We start from the raw sequence: 15,772 nt of genomic DNA, 5'->3' as shown, positions 1-15,772 counted from the left end.
AATCAGAGACCACTTAAAATACTTGACTGGCAAACACCTTATCAGATCATGCTGACAAATTTGTCCAAAAATTCGGATTAAATTTGCAATCTACCCTATTAATTTCATAACGCCAACGGTGGAATTTGATACTTTGCAACATTACTTGTAATACTCTCGGCCAACCGCTGATTCTTAGACACTAACGCTAATGCATAGGCGATATACATATTTTGTTGCGCACTCTTATCGTCATCCAACTTGAGTTGACTAAGCGCCATTGTTTGGTAAATATCTTCAAGTAAAAACAAACTATTATTTTGTTCACTCAGTTTAATCGCCTTCTTGGCAAGCGATAAAGTACGACCATCTTTGCCAATTTCTTGGAAAAACTTAGCTGCTTGTAGATATGAAGACACTTGATCCTGAACAAGATCGTGACTATCTGAGTCAAATTCATCCAAATCGCGAACGGCTTGGTTAACAAATAGTTCAGCCTTGTCAAATTCACCTTTTTTCGCATAGGCAAGCCCTAATCCCAACCGTGACATCAGTGAATAGATATCCTTACTGCGATTATTGAACTCATTCAATAACATGCCAAAGTTGAAAATAGCCTCATCTGGATTGTCATGATTCATCAGTTGCAACTGACCACGATAATAGTAGTAAGCCTTAATTTCATCATTCTCTTTCAAACTTCGAAGTTTCACACGATCCAACCGGCTTTCCGCATTACGGTACTGAGCAGTCCGCACTGCATAACCGACTTCACGAAAGATTTGGACTGCCTGATCGTCTGTTTCAACGATCACGTCATTTAATTGAATTCCCAAGCGGCTGCAAAGTTTTAATAAAATCTGCATGCTCGGAATCTTATTCCGTTTTTCAATCAAACTGATAGTTGCTTGGGTACAAATGTTTTTAGCCAAATCCTTCTGCGATAACCCCCGTGCTTTGCGGTATGCACGAACCCGAGCGCCTAAAATTCTCATCTTTTCTGCCTCATTCATTCTGCTGAATCAGGCGAGACGCAATGCACTTATTTCAATACACACTCATAGGCCAAACGTTGTGCATTTCCGTCAATATAAATATGACCGCAGTACTCAAAACCAACTTTTTGGACCACATGTTGCAGGACTTGGTTTTGTTTATGCGTATCGACACGAACGGACACAACGTCTTGATCATGCTTCAACGTTGCCATCAACTTTGTAAACAGCGTCTCAGCGAGATGCTGACCACGAAATTGACTTGAGACAGCGACCCGATGAATCGCCGCATACTTAGCAGACGGCATTAGCCAACTACCGGTTTCAACTAAGCGGTAGTTCGGATCAACACCAACTATCGCAGCCGCAACAGCAGCAATTTGAGTGTCATTGGCAAGCACATACAAACGACTCGCCTTAATATCTGCCAACATATCAGCCTGTGCCGGATAGCCATCCTGCCACTGGTCAAACCCTTGCTTTGCAATAAACGTCTGGGCACCACGGATAATCACCATTATTTGATCCATGTCTGCCGTCGTTGCCAGTCGCAATTTAAAGTTACCCAAACACAAACGCCTTCTTCCAAAATGATTGTCGCATCAAGATTAAATTACTTTTACCCCGGCGGTAGAAAAATTCACACTTTGTGAAATAAAATACGTTTTACCATCATCGTCAGGCTCATGAAGCCGCGTGTCAGAACGGTTTCCATCTCCATGTCCGCGATAATTTTTGCCGTTATCATCATCGCATGTTTTCTTAAATTCGTCCAGTGGTATGGACCGATAAATATATTTCTTTTTGGCGATAGCAATTATCTTCATGATCGTTGATAAAGCCCGCCGCCTGTAGGAAACTGGTGGTCGTTTTGGGACCAACTCCCCTAATCCCCCATTCATAAAAAAGTGTGGTTGTTTGTTTAATGAATGTATATTTCACTTGATCATTTCTCGCCATTTCTAATCCCAGCGGTTGTTGGCGTTGCAAATTCCATAACTGTTCCGCCGGCGATATCTCTCCTAACTGCTGTTGTTGCCACTGACGCGCGTTGTGAATCACGTTCTCAATCTTTCTTCGGTTACGGATCATCGCTGGATCAGCCAATAGCAGTTGCGTATCTGCGATGGAAAAACCGGCTAGTTGATCAATATCGAAGTTTGCTAATCCTTTCCTTAAAGCTGAGCGTCGTGACAAAATTAACGACCACGTCAAACCAGCTTGAAATACTTCCAAACTTAACAGTTCAAATAATAATTGATCTTCATATACGGGTACGCCCCATTCGCTATCATGGTAATTCATAACCAATTCATTTCGATCTGCCCATCCACATCGCTGTTGCATGTATAAACCTCCAATAGTGTCCTTTTAGCCAACACACTAAACATACGCAAAGACGAACCCGTTTGTTTTTTGTACTTGAATTGTCAAATTAAGTGCAACACTACATTAAAGAATATTTCATAAGGCGTTTTCCATCCGAGACATTTACGGGGACGATTATTCATTTGTTCTGGATCAGCTCCTAAAAGATGGGTTTGTGGTAAACACCATTTTAAAGGAAGCTGATCTTTTTTGTCCGAACAGCGTTCGGATTAATTTTACAATCTACCAACACTCTTCTCAAATTTGTCTCCTTGTTTATTATAAATCGCACGCAAAAACGGATTTTTGAATGAAAATACAGCGCTTTCACTTTTGTTTTCAAGCGGTTTACAGTAGAATAAAGGTAGAAAAATAAAGGGGAGTGAATTTCATGGCACAACAATACAAACGGATTTTAGTTCCAATCGATGGTTCACGTGAAGCTGAATTGGCCTTTAAGAAGGCTGTCGCGGTTACACAACGAAATGGTGACGATGCCGAGTTGCACTTACTCCATGTTGTTGATACCCGTGCTTTCCAAAACATCTCAAGTTTTGATACAACCATGGTTGAACAAGTTACTGAAACGGCCAAGAAAACACTCGATAAGTATGCGGCCGAAGCTAAAGAAGCTGGCGTTAAGTGTGAATACTCAATCGAGTATGGCGCACCAAAGTCAATCATTGCACAAGAGGTTCCTAAGGAACTCAATACTGATTTGATTATGATTGGCGCTACTGGGTTAAACGCTGTTGAACGCTTATTAATCGGTTCTGTTACCGAATATGTCACTCGTGCCGCAGTTTGTGATGTCTTGGTTGTTCGGACTGATTTAGCTAACAAGCCTGTCTCAGCTAAGGAAGGCGCTCAAGCCACAAACAAGAAGTAATTTCTACTTAAACCAAAATAAAAAAGATTCAATCCGCGTTTGCTCACTGTGGATTGAATCTTTTTTCGTTTTAATTTACTGCTATGATAGATTGTAAAATTAATCCGAACGCTGTTCGGACAAAAAAGATCAGCTTCCTTTAAAATGGTGTTTACCACAAACCCATCTTTTAGGAGCTGATTCCTTTCATGATTGTTTTCGCAAACATCATTTTACAGAAATTTGGCCATGGGCCATTCTTTATTTAATTAGTGTTGCACTTAAAGTGTAAATTCAAGTAAATAAAAAACGGAATCCAATTTTATAGGATTCCGTTTTAAACTTATTTTTAAAAGGCAGTTTTACAACATAAAATGACAATTTCTAGTTAAACTTCTTCTCACCAACGTGTTCGGTACCTAGCTTGGTAAAAGAGTAACTGATGGACTGATTACGTTTGTACTCTGCTAGTCCGTAATCAATGATCTCATCAATCAAGCTTGGATAATCAATTCCCGAAACACCCCACATTTGTGGATACAAACTGATGTTGGTAAAACCAGGCAGCGTGTTTGGTTCACTAAGATAAGGCACGCCATCTTTAGACACAAGAAAATCGATTCGTGCCATCCCCTTAAGCCCAAGAGCAACATAAGCATCCAGTGCCATTTGAGTGATTTCCTGTGTTAAAGATTCCGGCAACACAACGGGCAATTCAAAGACGACGCCACTTGCATCGACAAACTTATTATTGTAGTCATAGAACGTATCTGAATCTGGGACACGGACAGCACCTAATTTTGAAGCCCGTGGTTTTTCATTGCCTAAAATCGAAATTTCAATTTCTTGAGGGCCATCGATTGCCTCTTCAGCCAGCACTTTAAAGTCATACTGAAGCGCATCTGCCAATCCAGCATTATATTCATCAGCATTCGTTACGCGATGAATCCCCACAGAAGAGCCTTGATCTGCCGGCTTCAAAAACATGACGCGACCAATTTTGGCAGCTACTGTTTCGTAGTCCATCTGATCCTTGTTCTCAGGCGTAATGACAACATACTCCGTGTTACGGACGTGTGCTTGTGTCAGAATCCGCTTGGTCATGTCTTTATCAAAGGCCAGTGCAGATGCTAGAACATTACTCCCAATGTAAGGTTTCTTCAATAATTTAAACAGACCTTGCACAGTCCCGTCTTCACCCAAATTACCGTGAATAACAGGATAAAACAAATCGATATCAGACACCTCATTTAATGCCATGATTGGTGCCAATGGGTTGCTCAAATCAATTTTAGGCATCTCTTCGCTAACAACCAAGTCCTCATCTTCACCATCAAAAATACGGTGCGAGGCCTTATTACCTAGCAAGATGCCGTCCTTGGTAAACATAAATAAGCTGACGTCATACTTGTCCTTGTCCATTGCGTCATAAATGTTATGCGCAGAACGTTTAGAAACATCATGTTCTGACGAGTTACCACCAAACAATAACGCAATGTGCAGCTTTTTATTTTTCATAACGTTGATCATCCTATCTTTTCTTTTTTCCGGTCAGTAAGTGAACCTTAAGTATACCAGAATCAATCAGTGACACCAACTCACTTTGCCCGTTTAGAAAAGATTTTTGCTTGTTACAGTCTAGGCTACCCAACCGCTATGAAAGGAAGTCAACTTCAGCGTTAATTGCGTTGCTGACTTCTTCTGGGTAATCTTCGCGCAAAATCATGGCCGATAGTAGCCGTGATCGGTTAAACAGTCGTGTCCACCCAGCTTCATCCTCTGGCTGAGGTGTATTACTTAAGCATACACGCCATTGACGCCATTCCTGCAAAAAGGCCTGTTCATATAAGTCGTTTAAATTAACGACCGTCGCTAAATAAGCCGCTAACCGACGACTTTCCCCAAAAATTAGTGGCGTTCCGAGTCGACGATACTTTTCTAAAATTTCAATCATTAGAAAGACTTTATCGGCCCGTGTAAGGACTTGGCTTTCCGCCAGTTCATCCAGTAAATTACCGATATGTGTATAGGCGTGTGCCCAGCCAGAAGTCCCAACAAACCCACGGGTATCATTTTCTAAAGCAATGTAGGTGGCCAGCTGATCAACTAACCTCATCGTGGTCTCAGCGTCTAGAAAATGGGCGTCAACCCGATCCGCATACGCAAGCAACGATAAAATCATCACCGCAAATGACCGACCGAAAATAGCTGTATTTTCCGGTTCAGTAATATGATTAAACAAAACACGATCCTGCAGAAGCGTATTGACTGCCAAACGTAGCTGAGAATCCGACAACACATGCTGTTGCAACGCGTCATTAAAGAAGAAATAAATTTCCCGATCGCGTACATCAACATCAGGTGACCCTAAGTGATTTAATAATTGCATCAACTGATCATCGGTGATCTTATCCAATGTTGTCGCCCGAATTTGCTGATTCAACATTTTTAATAGGTCTTTAATGCCATCAGCATCATCAGGCAAACTAACTGGCGTCTCATCATTACTTGGTAAATTATCCAATACCGCACCAATTTTTGTGTTTAGCGACTGAAAAACGGCACCAGCCTGTACCTGTTGACGAAGATTCCTTAATTGTGTCCGAACATCGTCAACCTGTTTCAATTCATCTGCCATCATTATTCACCCATTTCTTTTTCTGGTTACAATCTTACTGACGTTTAAGTCGATAAGCAACTCATGTCGTCTGAACAATTAACATTTGAGCGTACCGGCATAAATCAACCACACAAACCAACAATTTGCGTTACACTAATCGCAGACAGTTTTTAGAAAGAGAGTTGATTATTTATGAAGCCAATTATTGGAATTGGAACCAACCACTTGGTTCGCCCCAGCCAGCACATGAGTACCAACTATGTTGACTATACACAAAAGAATTACGTTTCCTCCCTTGTTAATGCCGGCGCACTGCCCCTACTGTTGCCAATTTCAGACCCAGAGATGGCGGCGGCCTATGTTGAACGTGTGGACGCGATTCTACTTACTGGCGGTCAAGATGTCAGTCCCCGTCTCTACGGTCAGGACCCGATTCCACAGAATGAATTAAATGATTGGGATCGTGATCAGTTTGAGCAAGGACTTATTCACGCCGCTATTGCTGCCCACAAACCAATTTTGGGCATTTGCCGTGGTATCCAGCTCATCAACGCGGTTCTGGGTGGAACCGATTATCAAGACATTCCAACGCAGGTACCTAACGCTATTGGTCATAATCAATTTCCAACAGACTGGGCGTCACCGGTCCATCGTATCACAACCACAAACGGCAGTTTACTTCAGCAAATCTATGGCAAACAAGCTTGGGTTAACTCTTTTCATCACCAATCTGTGAGAAAAGTAGCACCAGGTTTGACCGTCACTGCCACGGCCGCTGATGGCGTTGTGGAAGCCGTCGAAGATTCTGATCGGCATATTTTAGCTGTTCAATTCCATCCTGAAATGATGGCAGCTACCAACCAACAAGCCGCCGCACTGTTTACCGCCTTCGTAAATGACGTTCGCGATACACTTGCTTAATCCTCATATCGTTCTAATTCTAAACAGAAACGTGCTCATGGAGTTTAATCATCCATGAGCACGTTTTATTTAATTCGATAATTTACTTTGATTCACTCAGTGTTAGCAACCAAGCTTCGTCCCAATCGCCGTTTAAGGCATCCGGACTTTCCTTTAATGCTGGGTTAACTTCCACAACAGTCCCACTTACTGGACTTGGCATGTCGGAAACAGCCTTTTCGGCTTCAATGCTAGCAAATGTGTCGCCGGCAACTAACTTGCTACCTGCCTTAGGCAAATCGATGTAAGTAACGTTTCCCAATTCGTCTTGCGCGTCCTTGCTTAAGCCTAAGCGAACATTGTCACCATCTTTTTTAGTCCAGAAATACTTGTTTTCGTTTTCCACAATCTATTCCTCACTTTATCAACTTATTTGAAGCTGGCTTCACTACTAAACATATAACTCGTGTAATGATAGCGCATCGACATAATTAACCCGACTCCAATCAGATTCCCAATCAAAGCGGATCCTCCCTGACTCACAAACGGCAGTGGAATCCCGGTTAATGGTAGCAGTCCGATGTTCATCCCAATATTTTCAAAAACATGGAATAAAATCATCATGACAACACCGGTTGCAATGTACGCATAAAATTCATTTTTTGTATCAAACGTTACCCTGACCATTTGCCAAATCAAGTAGAAATACAGCATGATCAGTAACAGACCACCAACAAACCCAAAGTTTTCACCAATAACCGAGAAAATCATATCTGATTCCCGAACTGGCACGTAAACGTGAGATACGTTAAATCCGGTACCGAACAGGCCACCTGATCCAATTGCTTTCATGCTCTGCCAGAGTTGATAACCTTGATTAGAGGTATCTGCAGCCGGATGCCGCCACGTGTCCACACGGGCAAATTGATAGGCCTGGAAACCCAAATGGCCTAACAGCGTCCGTCCCCAGTCACTAAGCACCAATGTCAGTGCAACACCACCGACAATGACAACGAGCGCAAAGGTTGGCACAATAATACGCCAAGTAACCCCTGAAACCAAAACCATACCAGCGAAAATAGCAGCAAACACTAGGTTTGTCCCAAAGTCATTTTGTAACTTCATCAAAACAAAAATGGGTAGCGTCCACAGGAACATTTTACCGATTAACAACCAATCTGTCTTAACTGTGTGAGTTGGATGATCATTGTTATGCATTGTGATTACCCGCGCCATCATCAAGATATACGCCGGTTTCATCACTTCAGACGGCTGAAATGTCAGCGGCCCAATAGCAAACCAACTACGAGCCCCGGTCTGCACATAATAAGCACGACTGTAAAATACAAGCACCGCGACCAACAGGAAAATTCCCACACCATAGGCCAACGGCGCCAGCTTCCACAACTGTTCGGAATCAAACTGCATTAAAATCACGACGGCGACAGTCCCAATGGCATACCATAAGACCTGTGTAATAACCTGTTTAACAACGCTAACTGACTTTGTATCATGACTGGCAGCGACATAAATCGATGCAATACCGATCAATGCCAGCATAAGCACACAAAAAATAATGCCCCAATCAATGCGTGAATCTAAATCTTTATCTTTGTTTTTGCGGCTAATTGAAGTTCGTCCCTGTTGCACGTGCAGCCTCCTTTAACCATGTAAATTAAACTCAGCCAAGATTGCTTGTAGTGCATCTTCCTGACTATTTGCAACAATCTTTTGACCATTAGCGGTCGTTGCCAGAAACTTTTTATCATTTGGCCGAATATCACCAATGACCTGCTTGTTAACAGAAACTTGTTCAATCGTTTCTCCGTCAACATCAACTTCATCAATCGATACCGGCACTGTTTTATCTTTTTTTGCCATGATGCTCCCCATGAAAGTATGCCGCAACAATTGGATCCATATCTTTAGGATCTGGATTACGGCGAATTGTAAAGAAATCTGGAACCGGATCATACCCGCCGCGAATAAAAGGATTACAGCGCAGGATCCGCGCAATTCCCATCACTAGGCCTAGAAAAGCACCATGCTTTTTTAAAGCCATCAACATGTAGTTTGAACATGTTGGATAATAGCGACAACTTGGCGGAAATAACGGTGAAATAAACCGTTGGTAACCACGAACCAACTTCGTGAGTAACCATTTCATAACTGCCTCCGTTACAACTGTGGACCTTTTTTACCGTTCATTCGCTCTAACAGTTCACCGGCACCTTTGGCCACATTATCAAGTGGTTGTTCGGAAATCATGACAGGTACTTGAAGCTCGCGAGAAATGAGCTGATCGATACCTTCTAGCAAGGAACCACCACCTGTCAAAATAATGCCACGATCAATGATATCTGCAGCCAATTCTGGTTGAATTCGTTCCAAAACACCATGCGCAGCGTCAATAATCTGTTGCAACGTGTCATGCAATGCAGCTTCAACTTCATTAGCATTGATTTCCACGGCATGAGGCATCCCATCAACGGCATCACGACCACGAACTTCCATACTCTCTGGATGTTCCAGATGAATAGCAGTCCCAATTTTAATCTTAATGTTTTCGGCTGAATGTTCACCAATCGTCAACCCATGTTCACGTTTGACATAAGCCGCGATATCAGCATTCATTCGGTCACCAGCCATGCGTAATGATGTGCTGGCAACAATATCACCAAGAGATAAGACCGCAATATCAGAGGTTCCACCACCAATATCAATAACCATGTTACCAGTCGCTTGGTAAACATCTAAGCCAGCACCAATAGCAGCAACCTTAGGTTCATATTCCAAATAAACCTTGGCACCGCCAGATTTTTCAGCGGCTTGAATGATAGCCTTTCGTTCAATTTCAGTAATGTTGGTTGGGGCACAAATCATAATGTTAGGACGCGACATAAAGCCCTTCACGTTCAGCTTATTAATGAAGTATGACAGCATTTCCTCCGTAACATCAAAATCGGAAATAACCCCGTCCTTTAATGGGCGAATGGCCCGAATATTGCTGGGCGTGCGGCCAACCATTCGGTAAGCTTCTGAACCCACAGCTAAAACACGCTCAGTTTTGGTATCTACGGCAACGACGGACGGTTCATCAAGAACGATGCCCTTGCCAACAACATAAATCAACACATTGGCCGTGCCTAAATCGATTCCAATATCTTTGGCCATGTTGAACTCCTTTCAATTCGTACAATTTCAATGCACAATTATACCAAAAGATAGGCTGCGAGTACACTGCCTATTATCCTTATTAAATCGGAATTCTGCTTGCTACACATGGGATTGTGAAACATTCAAAATTGCCAAATTATTTGATACGATTAGATAGCATTATAAACTTATGTGCACGGTTTTGTGTACAGTATCGGCAGGCATAACGGAAAATACATAGTTTTAAGAAAATAAAAATTATTCATAAAATGCAAAAAAAGGCGCTCAATTCAGTTACGGAATGAGCGCCTAAATTATCAGCAAAACCATATTCAATTAGTAATACAAATGTTCACCAGGGTAAATCCTAGTGTAGGCGTTGGCATTATTCATCTGCATAAGTGTGTACATGTTGATTCCAAACTGACGTGAGATACTCCAGAATGAGTCACCACTTTCTACAATGCAAACTCGGCGTGCTGGCTGTACATAAGTGTACTTAACTCGTGAACCATACTCAGCACCACCGTTGGCACCCATAGCAATGTAACGGTAATAGCCAGCATTGTTAACGTAACGTGCCCATACATATCCATTAGCAATAAAGACGTGGTCATAACGAATGGAATAACCTGCTGGCAGTACACCAGAGATACCACTATTCGTTGAGTCACCTACACGCACGTTCATGTTGTGGTTGGGTGTAAACGTGCCTGCTTGAGCGTAATCCCCGTTAGCTAGAGTATTACTTTGGGCTACCTTAACAGCATCAACCGAGGCCTTAACGTTTTGCTTGCTGTCATCAGTTGATTTAACTACTGGCTGTTGCTCACCCATGAAGAAATTGTCATACAACTGGGTGACATCAAACCGTCCCAAGGAACACGGGAAGTAGAATGATGACCACCATTGCCAGCCGTGATGGTTGCTGTAGTAATTCCCTTGTGGCACATAGGGATACATTGCAATCCAACCTTTATCAACATAGAACTGACTATTTAGCCATGAGCCCATGGTGTACACAGTGGAACGGTAGCCATATTGCGCAACCGTGTTAATGAAAGCATTGTTAGCGGCGGTGTTGGTGTAATAGCCATTGCCACGTTGCTGTGGTGCTTCTACATCAGCTACCAAAGCTGCCCCAACTGGTAACCCATCAGCCTTAGCTGTTTGAGCTGCATAGTTAGCTTCAGCAATCGCACCAGCTACGGTTGAGTAACGGGCAAAATGATACCCATTGATGTACAGACCTGCAGCTTCAGCCGCTTTAATGTTGCCAGCCGCTGTCCCATCTTGGAAGTATGTGCCTTCACTAATCTTGGTGGTGACTGCTTTCACGGCATAGTTGTTTCGCATGTAGACAAACTCTGGTGTCGTCATAGCACCGTTGTTGTTTGAAACGTCAACCATGTCTGTACGTGGAGCGGCCATTGCCACCGTTGAGATAACCAAGGCAACAAAAAAGGCGGTTACTGAAGTAATCACCCTACGTACTAATTTAGTTTTCTTCAAGATATTCCCCTTTCTGAAACCTTTGCATAACTGCATTAGCTTCTATTTCTGCATTGAATTATTTTCTGGGGTAATCATTTTGTCTGTGTTGACTGAAGTTGTCTGAATGTTGCCACTTTTAGGCGCTGTTTGAGGCTGTTCAGGGTACTTTTCAGCCACTTTAGTGTGCTCCGTTGGCACAGATACCAAGGTTACGTCAGACAGGACACCCAACATACCTAGAATTGTTAATACTGTATTGACCACAGCCACCAGTTGATCCAAATTTGCTGGAAAATTAACCCCGAACAAACTAAAAAGCTGTTGTACCAGCACAATCCCCAGCGAGATTAGGCCAGCCCACAGCTTTCCAGACTTCCAATCAATATTATTCAATTTTTGCTTCATGATTGATTCCTCTCTTTTTCTATAGCTGAAATTCTATCTTCATGGTTGACATCATCAATCTTGAGATTGTCCATATCTTCCCTTAGCTTACCTAAGTCCTCATTGTTACGTTTAATTGTGACGGTTAAACCAGTTATCGAAGAATTGAGGACGTCCACAGATCCCTTTAAGCCAGTTGTTAAGTGTTCTACAAGTGATTTAAGAACGTAGTACACAACTGTGCCAATGAAGGCCATGATGGATACAACGGATGCCCCATCAGTGATGACAGAATCCCAGTTTATAGTCGCTAGAACACTCATTATGGTCAGCCCTTTGTAAGTTCGTCGTACTGTGCTTGAGTGATTGCACCCATCGTTAGATAGGACTTGAAATAATCATCTGTGGCACCCCAAGTTTTGAAAATTTTCAGCATTGAGAATAAGTCCATTAGTTAGCACTCCCTTCTGAAGCTGACGAAGCTTGTGATGTTGGTGTGGAAGCCGCCTGTGATTGAGTAGTTTCTTCTGATGGCGCAGATTTAATTTCCGCTACTTCACTATTTAGTGTTGCAACTTGCTGTGTTAATCCCATCACCATGAGCTGCACTGCTGATGGCTGTGGGACATATGGTGTTTCACTTTGACTAGATGCGGCAAGCCATTGATCGTAAGGCGTCCCGCTCCATTGGTTAGATGCTTCATTGAAAACCGGATCAACTAAATCTTCCGGATTAATTGTTGTTGAAAATGGCGTTTGCGTTGACGAAGCACCAGTATATTTGTACGTGTCTTTATCATAAGAAAAATATAGCATATTGGTCTCCTCACTATCTGTCAGAATTAATCATTGAATATACTTGGATATTAGTTCCTTTGTTAACCGCAATCGGAAAGTTGACACTGAACCCGCCTGATTGGAAAGCGCCAACTCCATTAACCCCAGAATCAGCAATGACGGGCGTGTATTTCCAGTAACCAGCGTTTCCCGGCTGTGACGTTGCGAATTGATACCATGTATAAGGACTAAGGTCTTGATTAGTTGTTACTTGGCCGCTAAGCATGTATAGTTCAACGCTTGGTTTAACCATAGAAACACTTCTGAACGCAATATTTCCTTGCACGATATTCGATAATGCTAATGGAATCCAACCTATGTCTGCGGTGACGTTGTTAGCTAACGCATTAAGATCTGCACCACCAGGTGTAACAAAGTTTGCTGCCGTTACTTTATTGCTAAAGCTGTTATTGCCTGTAAAAGCATTATCACTAGCTAGTTTTGCAACGCCTTGTGCTTTTGCATCGGCATCTGCTTGTTGAGCAGCAGCTAGTGCTTGATTAGATACGTCCTTAACTGTTTGTGCAAGTGCATTGGCAGAATCAAACTTTTCAACAGCTTGTTGTGCAACGCTATCAACGCTTTGTAAGAACGCTGTAGCCTCATAATTGGTCATGCTTGAGCTATCTTGAATGACCTCAAAGATAACCGGAATTGAACTAACCACATTTCCGCTACCGTCAACCAATCGTAAGTAACAGCCTTGAGTTAAGCCGACTGCTTGATAGACGTTAGCCGGTGCAGTGATTGAAAAAAGTCCTAAATTAACATTAATTGGATTCCAATTTCCTGCAATCTGGATTGTTTTATCTTTTGCGTCTTTGCCAACAATTTGTGGCTGTAAACCGTCAATGCTGTAAGCAATTGTTCCCGTTCCTGCGGAGTTGTCTTGTACTGCTTTAATCCGTGCTGTTCGTGTGTCACCCTGTCTACCGTTTAACTGGTTGATCTGAATAACCTTTGTGTCGTCGTTGAAGTTCATGTCAACAACTTCGAAGTTACCGTTGTAACCGGCTGGTACAATTGTGCGTCCTGCTGAATCTTGTGCCATTTTTTATACCCCTTTTTTAATAAAATTAATTACTTGTGCGAGACTATCGAAATCATTGTTTAAAGTTTCCATAAAATCATTGTCAATCATTAAGCTATTTGGCATTGCTATTTTTTCAGGAACATAAAAGTTTCCTAAATCATCTGTAATACCAATCATTTTTGATAAATTTGACAATGAAATAATCGTTTTCTGAATTTCTGTTAAAGAAATAATCAATTGATTTCTAAAACTATTGCCAATACTTTCACTGCTTATTTTTTGAATGTTGGTGTATAAACTTATAAAGTCAATAAAGTCTTCACCTATTGAGTTCAAAACTTGACTCGCAATGTCGATGTTTTCGTTAAAAGTATCTTTTAGTTGATAAATATTTGTTATTTTGTTAAACGTAACTTCTTCTTCAAAAGTATTAAGCAGTACCGGCGTATTAGTGATTGTGTACTGGTTGCCATTCACTGTGATTTGACGGCTACTATCAGATGTCCAACCAATAATTTTATGTGTCGTGCCGCTTACATATTCAAACACAAAATCGGTGCTGTCATTGCCAGTGCTAAAACGTTGATTAAAATAGTAACCTTTGAGCTCATACAGCCAATATTTCAACGTATTGGCGGCCGGATATGGATTCCAATCGTGATCAAAGATTGAATAGCCACCGTTGTCATCAAGGTACTCGTCCCAGAATCCGTAGTGAATCACAAACGGCACTTGCATGTAGTCAAAAATGAACCACGATCGTGCAAGCCAATCGGCCTGCTGGTTAACGTCCATTGTCGAACGGTTGTAACTGAACTCCGTAACAACTAGTGGCAAAGTTGCGTTATCTGGTGTTGCCATGTACTGTAGCAGAGACTCAGGTGAGTGTGGATAACCTGTAACGGCGTCTTCAAGATATGGGTGTACTGAAATGGCGTCTCCGAAACTCATCATGCCGTACTGAACCATAGCGTCCCATTCATCAGCCCACTGCCCTTTTTGTAAGTCATATGGACTACGGAATAAATCACCGTTTAGAAAAATTGATCCGGGATCGTATTGACGAACATAATCGTATAACACTTTGTCAACGCCCAACCAGTCCTTAATCAGCGAGTGATCATAATATGATGACTTCCCATACCAAAAGCCGGGATTGTTTGCTTCGTTAGAGGCATCCCAAATCAGGTTGCGACCGGCTAAATGTTGCACATAACGCTTATTCCAATCGTCCATATCGTGGATATGATTAGGATAATCGACTGCATCACCATTCAGTGCTGCACCAGCACCTAATGTTGTACGGACTGCCATGCCTGCGTTCTGTGCCATGTCAAACGCACCATCAATAGCACCAACGTCATCATTAGCATTATCTGGACGTGAACCGATTGAGATTAGGCCAACGCCTAAATCTAAGGCCGCATCCAGCTGTTTTTTAAAGAAAACTGCATTATAGCCAGAATGATCGTATGGCCACAAGAACATACCGAATCGTTCATTGAAAGGTTTACGATGAGCCAATACATAAGATTGATTAATCATTTACTGCCTCCTCACTAAAAAATGACACGTTGATATAGATTTCATCACCTTGACCAGAACCATCTGATGGTGTCCGAGCAATAAGCTGTGTACCAGTAGAATCGAAGGTGACCACGAATCCTATGCCCCAACCACTAACAGTCGAGCTACCAACTACGGTTCCATATTGGTTAGTCACTGGTTTGGGTAGATTTGTAAACACGCCAATTGTACTTGAAGAAAAAGCCTTCACCGGCCCACCAAGCTTTACGGATCCGTGTAGGGTAATCAACTGTGCGTTGGGACCAAATTTTACTGTCTCATACGTGAATGGAACGCCTAGTGTAAACCCGTTTAATGGAGCGAATGTGACAGACTGTGAATCAACAGTTGGCTTGTTTTTAATATCATTCCAATCCAGCAATGGTTTGATTTGCTGGTACAAGAACGGTCCACTCAAATCAGGTTTCGGAATGGCAGCAATTGCGGTCTTAACATCATCGCTGGTAGCCAGATTATTAGGACGTCCTTCTAGCGTTGTCCAAGTGGGCCATTTTTTTAGCATTAAAGTAACCGCATCTTTAAGGCTGACTGGATCAATAGCCATTTAATCG

20 protein-coding genes are annotated in these 15,772 nt (G+C 42.2%); 2 read left to right on the top strand and 18 right to left on the bottom strand.

Annotated elements, in window-relative coordinates:
* Positions 1 to 104: 104 nt before the first annotated feature.
* The 3 genes from GB992_RS00910 to GB992_RS00900 all read right to left on the bottom strand — a co-directional run bounded on the left by GB992_RS00910 (position 105) and on the right by GB992_RS00900 (position 2,321).
* The gene (locus tag GB992_RS00910) at positions 105 to 974 is read right to left on the bottom strand and encodes a helix-turn-helix transcriptional regulator (protein WP_161000834.1); all 870 of its coding nucleotides are present in this window, start codon (positions 972 to 974) and stop codon (positions 105 to 107) included.
* Positions 975 to 1,021: 47 nt separating this feature from the next.
* Complete coding sequence (locus GB992_RS00905) at positions 1,022 to 1,543, bottom strand: GNAT family N-acetyltransferase (RefSeq protein ID WP_161000833.1); 522 nt, start codon at positions 1,541 to 1,543, stop codon at positions 1,022 to 1,024.
* Positions 1,544 to 1,736: 193 nt separating this feature from the next.
* On the bottom strand, positions 1,737 to 2,321 hold the full coding sequence (locus GB992_RS00900) for a DNA-3-methyladenine glycosylase I (protein ID WP_161000832.1): 585 nt from the start codon (positions 2,319 to 2,321) through the stop codon (positions 1,737 to 1,739).
* 412 nt (positions 2,322 to 2,733) lie between these two features.
* Between GB992_RS00900 and GB992_RS00895 the strand changes: the two genes are divergently transcribed.
* Complete coding sequence (locus tag GB992_RS00895) at positions 2,734 to 3,231, top strand: universal stress protein (protein ID WP_017261227.1); 498 nt, start codon at positions 2,734 to 2,736, stop codon at positions 3,229 to 3,231.
* Between the two features lie 363 nt (positions 3,232 to 3,594).
* Here the strand turns inward: GB992_RS00895 and GB992_RS00890 are convergent, their stop codons facing one another.
* A complete protein-coding gene (locus GB992_RS00890) occupies positions 3,595 to 4,728 on the bottom strand; it encodes a D-alanine--D-alanine ligase family protein (RefSeq protein WP_161000831.1) in 1,134 nt (377 codons plus the stop codon).
* Between the two features lie 136 nt (positions 4,729 to 4,864).
* Entirely contained in the window at positions 4,865 to 5,851 is a 987-nt protein-coding gene (locus tag GB992_RS00885; RefSeq protein WP_161000830.1) for a DUF2785 domain-containing protein, read from the bottom strand.
* Between the two features lie 171 nt (positions 5,852 to 6,022).
* Between GB992_RS00885 and GB992_RS00880 the strand changes: the two genes are divergently transcribed.
* Positions 6,023 to 6,751 carry a gamma-glutamyl-gamma-aminobutyrate hydrolase family protein gene (locus tag GB992_RS00880; RefSeq protein ID WP_161000829.1) on the top strand — a complete coding sequence of 243 codons (729 nt, stop codon included), beginning with the start codon at positions 6,023 to 6,025 and terminating at the stop codon, positions 6,749 to 6,751.
* Between the two features lie 82 nt (positions 6,752 to 6,833).
* Here GB992_RS00880 and GB992_RS00875 read toward each other — a convergent pair whose 3' ends face one another.
* From GB992_RS00875 to GB992_RS00815, 13 genes are all read right to left on the bottom strand, one after another.
* Complete coding sequence (locus GB992_RS00875; protein ID WP_017261235.1) at positions 6,834 to 7,136, bottom strand: glycine cleavage system H family protein; 303 nt, start codon at positions 7,134 to 7,136, stop codon at positions 6,834 to 6,836.
* Between the two features lie 23 nt (positions 7,137 to 7,159).
* Positions 7,160 to 8,380, bottom strand: coding sequence for an FtsW/RodA/SpoVE family cell cycle protein (locus GB992_RS00870; protein ID WP_017261236.1), 1,221 nt, complete (start codon positions 8,378 to 8,380; stop codon positions 7,160 to 7,162).
* Between the two features lie 12 nt (positions 8,381 to 8,392).
* On the bottom strand, positions 8,393 to 8,611 hold the full coding sequence (locus tag GB992_RS00865; protein WP_017261237.1) for a DUF2969 domain-containing protein: 219 nt from the start codon (positions 8,609 to 8,611) through the stop codon (positions 8,393 to 8,395).
* Complete coding sequence (yidD, locus tag GB992_RS00860) at positions 8,595 to 8,897, bottom strand: membrane protein insertion efficiency factor YidD (protein ID WP_161000828.1); 303 nt, start codon at positions 8,895 to 8,897, stop codon at positions 8,595 to 8,597. The genes GB992_RS00865 and yidD overlap by 17 nt, the downstream gene beginning before the upstream one ends.
* A gap of 11 nt (positions 8,898 to 8,908) precedes the next feature.
* Positions 8,909 to 9,904, bottom strand: a complete 996-nt coding sequence (gene mreB, locus GB992_RS00855) for a rod shape-determining protein (protein WP_017261239.1) — start codon at positions 9,902 to 9,904, stop codon at positions 8,909 to 8,911.
* Between the two features lie 318 nt (positions 9,905 to 10,222).
* Positions 10,223 to 11,398 carry a GH25 family lysozyme gene (locus GB992_RS00850; protein ID WP_161000827.1) on the bottom strand — a complete coding sequence of 392 codons (1,176 nt, stop codon included), beginning with the start codon at positions 11,396 to 11,398 and terminating at the stop codon, positions 10,223 to 10,225.
* Positions 11,399 to 11,440: 42 nt separating this feature from the next.
* On the bottom strand, positions 11,441 to 11,785 hold the full coding sequence (locus GB992_RS00845) for a phage holin (protein WP_161000826.1): 345 nt from the start codon (positions 11,783 to 11,785) through the stop codon (positions 11,441 to 11,443).
* Entirely contained in the window at positions 11,782 to 12,087 is a 306-nt protein-coding gene (locus GB992_RS00840; RefSeq protein ID WP_161000825.1) for a hypothetical protein, read from the bottom strand. The genes GB992_RS00845 and GB992_RS00840 overlap by 4 nt, the downstream gene beginning before the upstream one ends.
* A 5-nt stretch (positions 12,088 to 12,092) precedes the next feature.
* Positions 12,093 to 12,215, bottom strand: coding sequence for an XkdX family protein (locus GB992_RS00835; RefSeq protein WP_161000824.1), 123 nt, complete (start codon positions 12,213 to 12,215; stop codon positions 12,093 to 12,095).
* Positions 12,215 to 12,580: a hypothetical protein gene (locus tag GB992_RS00830; RefSeq protein WP_161000823.1), complete on the bottom strand. Its 366-nt coding sequence runs from the start codon at positions 12,578 to 12,580 to the stop codon at positions 12,215 to 12,217. The genes GB992_RS00835 and GB992_RS00830 overlap by 1 nt, the downstream gene beginning before the upstream one ends.
* Positions 12,581 to 12,593: 13 nt before the next feature.
* Positions 12,594 to 13,652, bottom strand: coding sequence for a BppU family phage baseplate upper protein (locus GB992_RS00825; protein ID WP_161000822.1), 1,059 nt, complete (start codon positions 13,650 to 13,652; stop codon positions 12,594 to 12,596).
* Between the two features lie 3 nt (positions 13,653 to 13,655).
* The gene (locus GB992_RS00820; protein ID WP_161000821.1) at positions 13,656 to 15,179 is read right to left on the bottom strand and encodes a hypothetical protein; all 1,524 of its coding nucleotides are present in this window, start codon (positions 15,177 to 15,179) and stop codon (positions 13,656 to 13,658) included.
* Positions 15,172 to 15,765, bottom strand: a complete 594-nt coding sequence (locus tag GB992_RS00815) for a hypothetical protein (protein ID WP_161000820.1) — start codon at positions 15,763 to 15,765, stop codon at positions 15,172 to 15,174. Before GB992_RS00815 ends, GB992_RS00820 begins: the two co-directional genes overlap by 8 nt.
* Between the last annotated feature and the right edge of the window lie 7 nt (positions 15,766 to 15,772).

This window comes from Furfurilactobacillus milii, from assembly GCF_009863985.1.
Taxonomy (GTDB): domain Bacteria; phylum Bacillota; class Bacilli; order Lactobacillales; family Lactobacillaceae; genus Furfurilactobacillus; species Furfurilactobacillus milii_A.
The sequence above is the reverse complement of the archived record's forward strand: the minus strand, read 5'-3'. Positions and strand labels throughout refer to the sequence as shown.

Bases quoted from the DNA above. Each gene is read 5' to 3' on its own strand.
- GB992_RS00910 (WP_161000834.1), bottom strand. From the start codon at position 974: ATGAGAATTTTAGGCGCTCGGGTTCGTGCATACCGCAAAGCACGGGGG.
- GB992_RS00900 (WP_161000832.1), bottom strand. From the start codon at position 2,321: ATGCAACAGCGATGTGGATGGGCAGATCGAAATGAATTGGTTATGAAT.
- GB992_RS00895 (WP_017261227.1), top strand. From the start codon at position 2,734: ATGGCACAACAATACAAACGGATTTTAGTTCCAATCGATGGTTCACGT.
- GB992_RS00890 (WP_161000831.1), bottom strand. From the start codon at position 4,728: ATGAAAAATAAAAAGCTGCACATTGCGTTATTGTTTGGTGGTAACTCG.
- GB992_RS00885 (WP_161000830.1), bottom strand. From the start codon at position 5,851: ATGATGGCAGATGAATTGAAACAGGTTGACGATGTTCGGACACAATTA.
- GB992_RS00880 (WP_161000829.1), top strand. From the start codon at position 6,023: ATGAAGCCAATTATTGGAATTGGAACCAACCACTTGGTTCGCCCCAGC.
- GB992_RS00865 (WP_017261237.1), bottom strand. From the start codon at position 8,611: ATGGCAAAAAAAGATAAAACAGTGCCGGTATCGATTGATGAAGTTGAT.
- yidD (WP_161000828.1), bottom strand. From the start codon at position 8,897: ATGAAATGGTTACTCACGAAGTTGGTTCGTGGTTACCAACGGTTTATT.
- mreB (WP_017261239.1), bottom strand. From the start codon at position 9,904: ATGGCCAAAGATATTGGAATCGATTTAGGCACGGCCAATGTGTTGATT.
- GB992_RS00845 (WP_161000826.1), bottom strand. From the start codon at position 11,785: ATGAAGCAAAAATTGAATAATATTGATTGGAAGTCTGGAAAGCTGTGG.
- GB992_RS00840 (WP_161000825.1), bottom strand. From the start codon at position 12,087: ATGAGTGTTCTAGCGACTATAAACTGGGATTCTGTCATCACTGATGGG.
- GB992_RS00835 (WP_161000824.1), bottom strand. From the start codon at position 12,215: ATGGACTTATTCTCAATGCTGAAAATTTTCAAAACTTGGGGTGCCACA.
- GB992_RS00830 (WP_161000823.1), bottom strand. From the start codon at position 12,580: ATGCTATATTTTTCTTATGATAAAGACACGTACAAATATACTGGTGCT.
- GB992_RS00825 (WP_161000822.1), bottom strand. From the start codon at position 13,652: ATGGCACAAGATTCAGCAGGACGCACAATTGTACCAGCCGGTTACAAC.
- GB992_RS00820 (WP_161000821.1), bottom strand. From the start codon at position 15,179: ATGATTAATCAATCTTATGTATTGGCTCATCGTAAACCTTTCAATGAA.
- GB992_RS00815 (WP_161000820.1), bottom strand. From the start codon at position 15,765: ATGGCTATTGATCCAGTCAGCCTTAAAGATGCGGTTACTTTAATGCTA.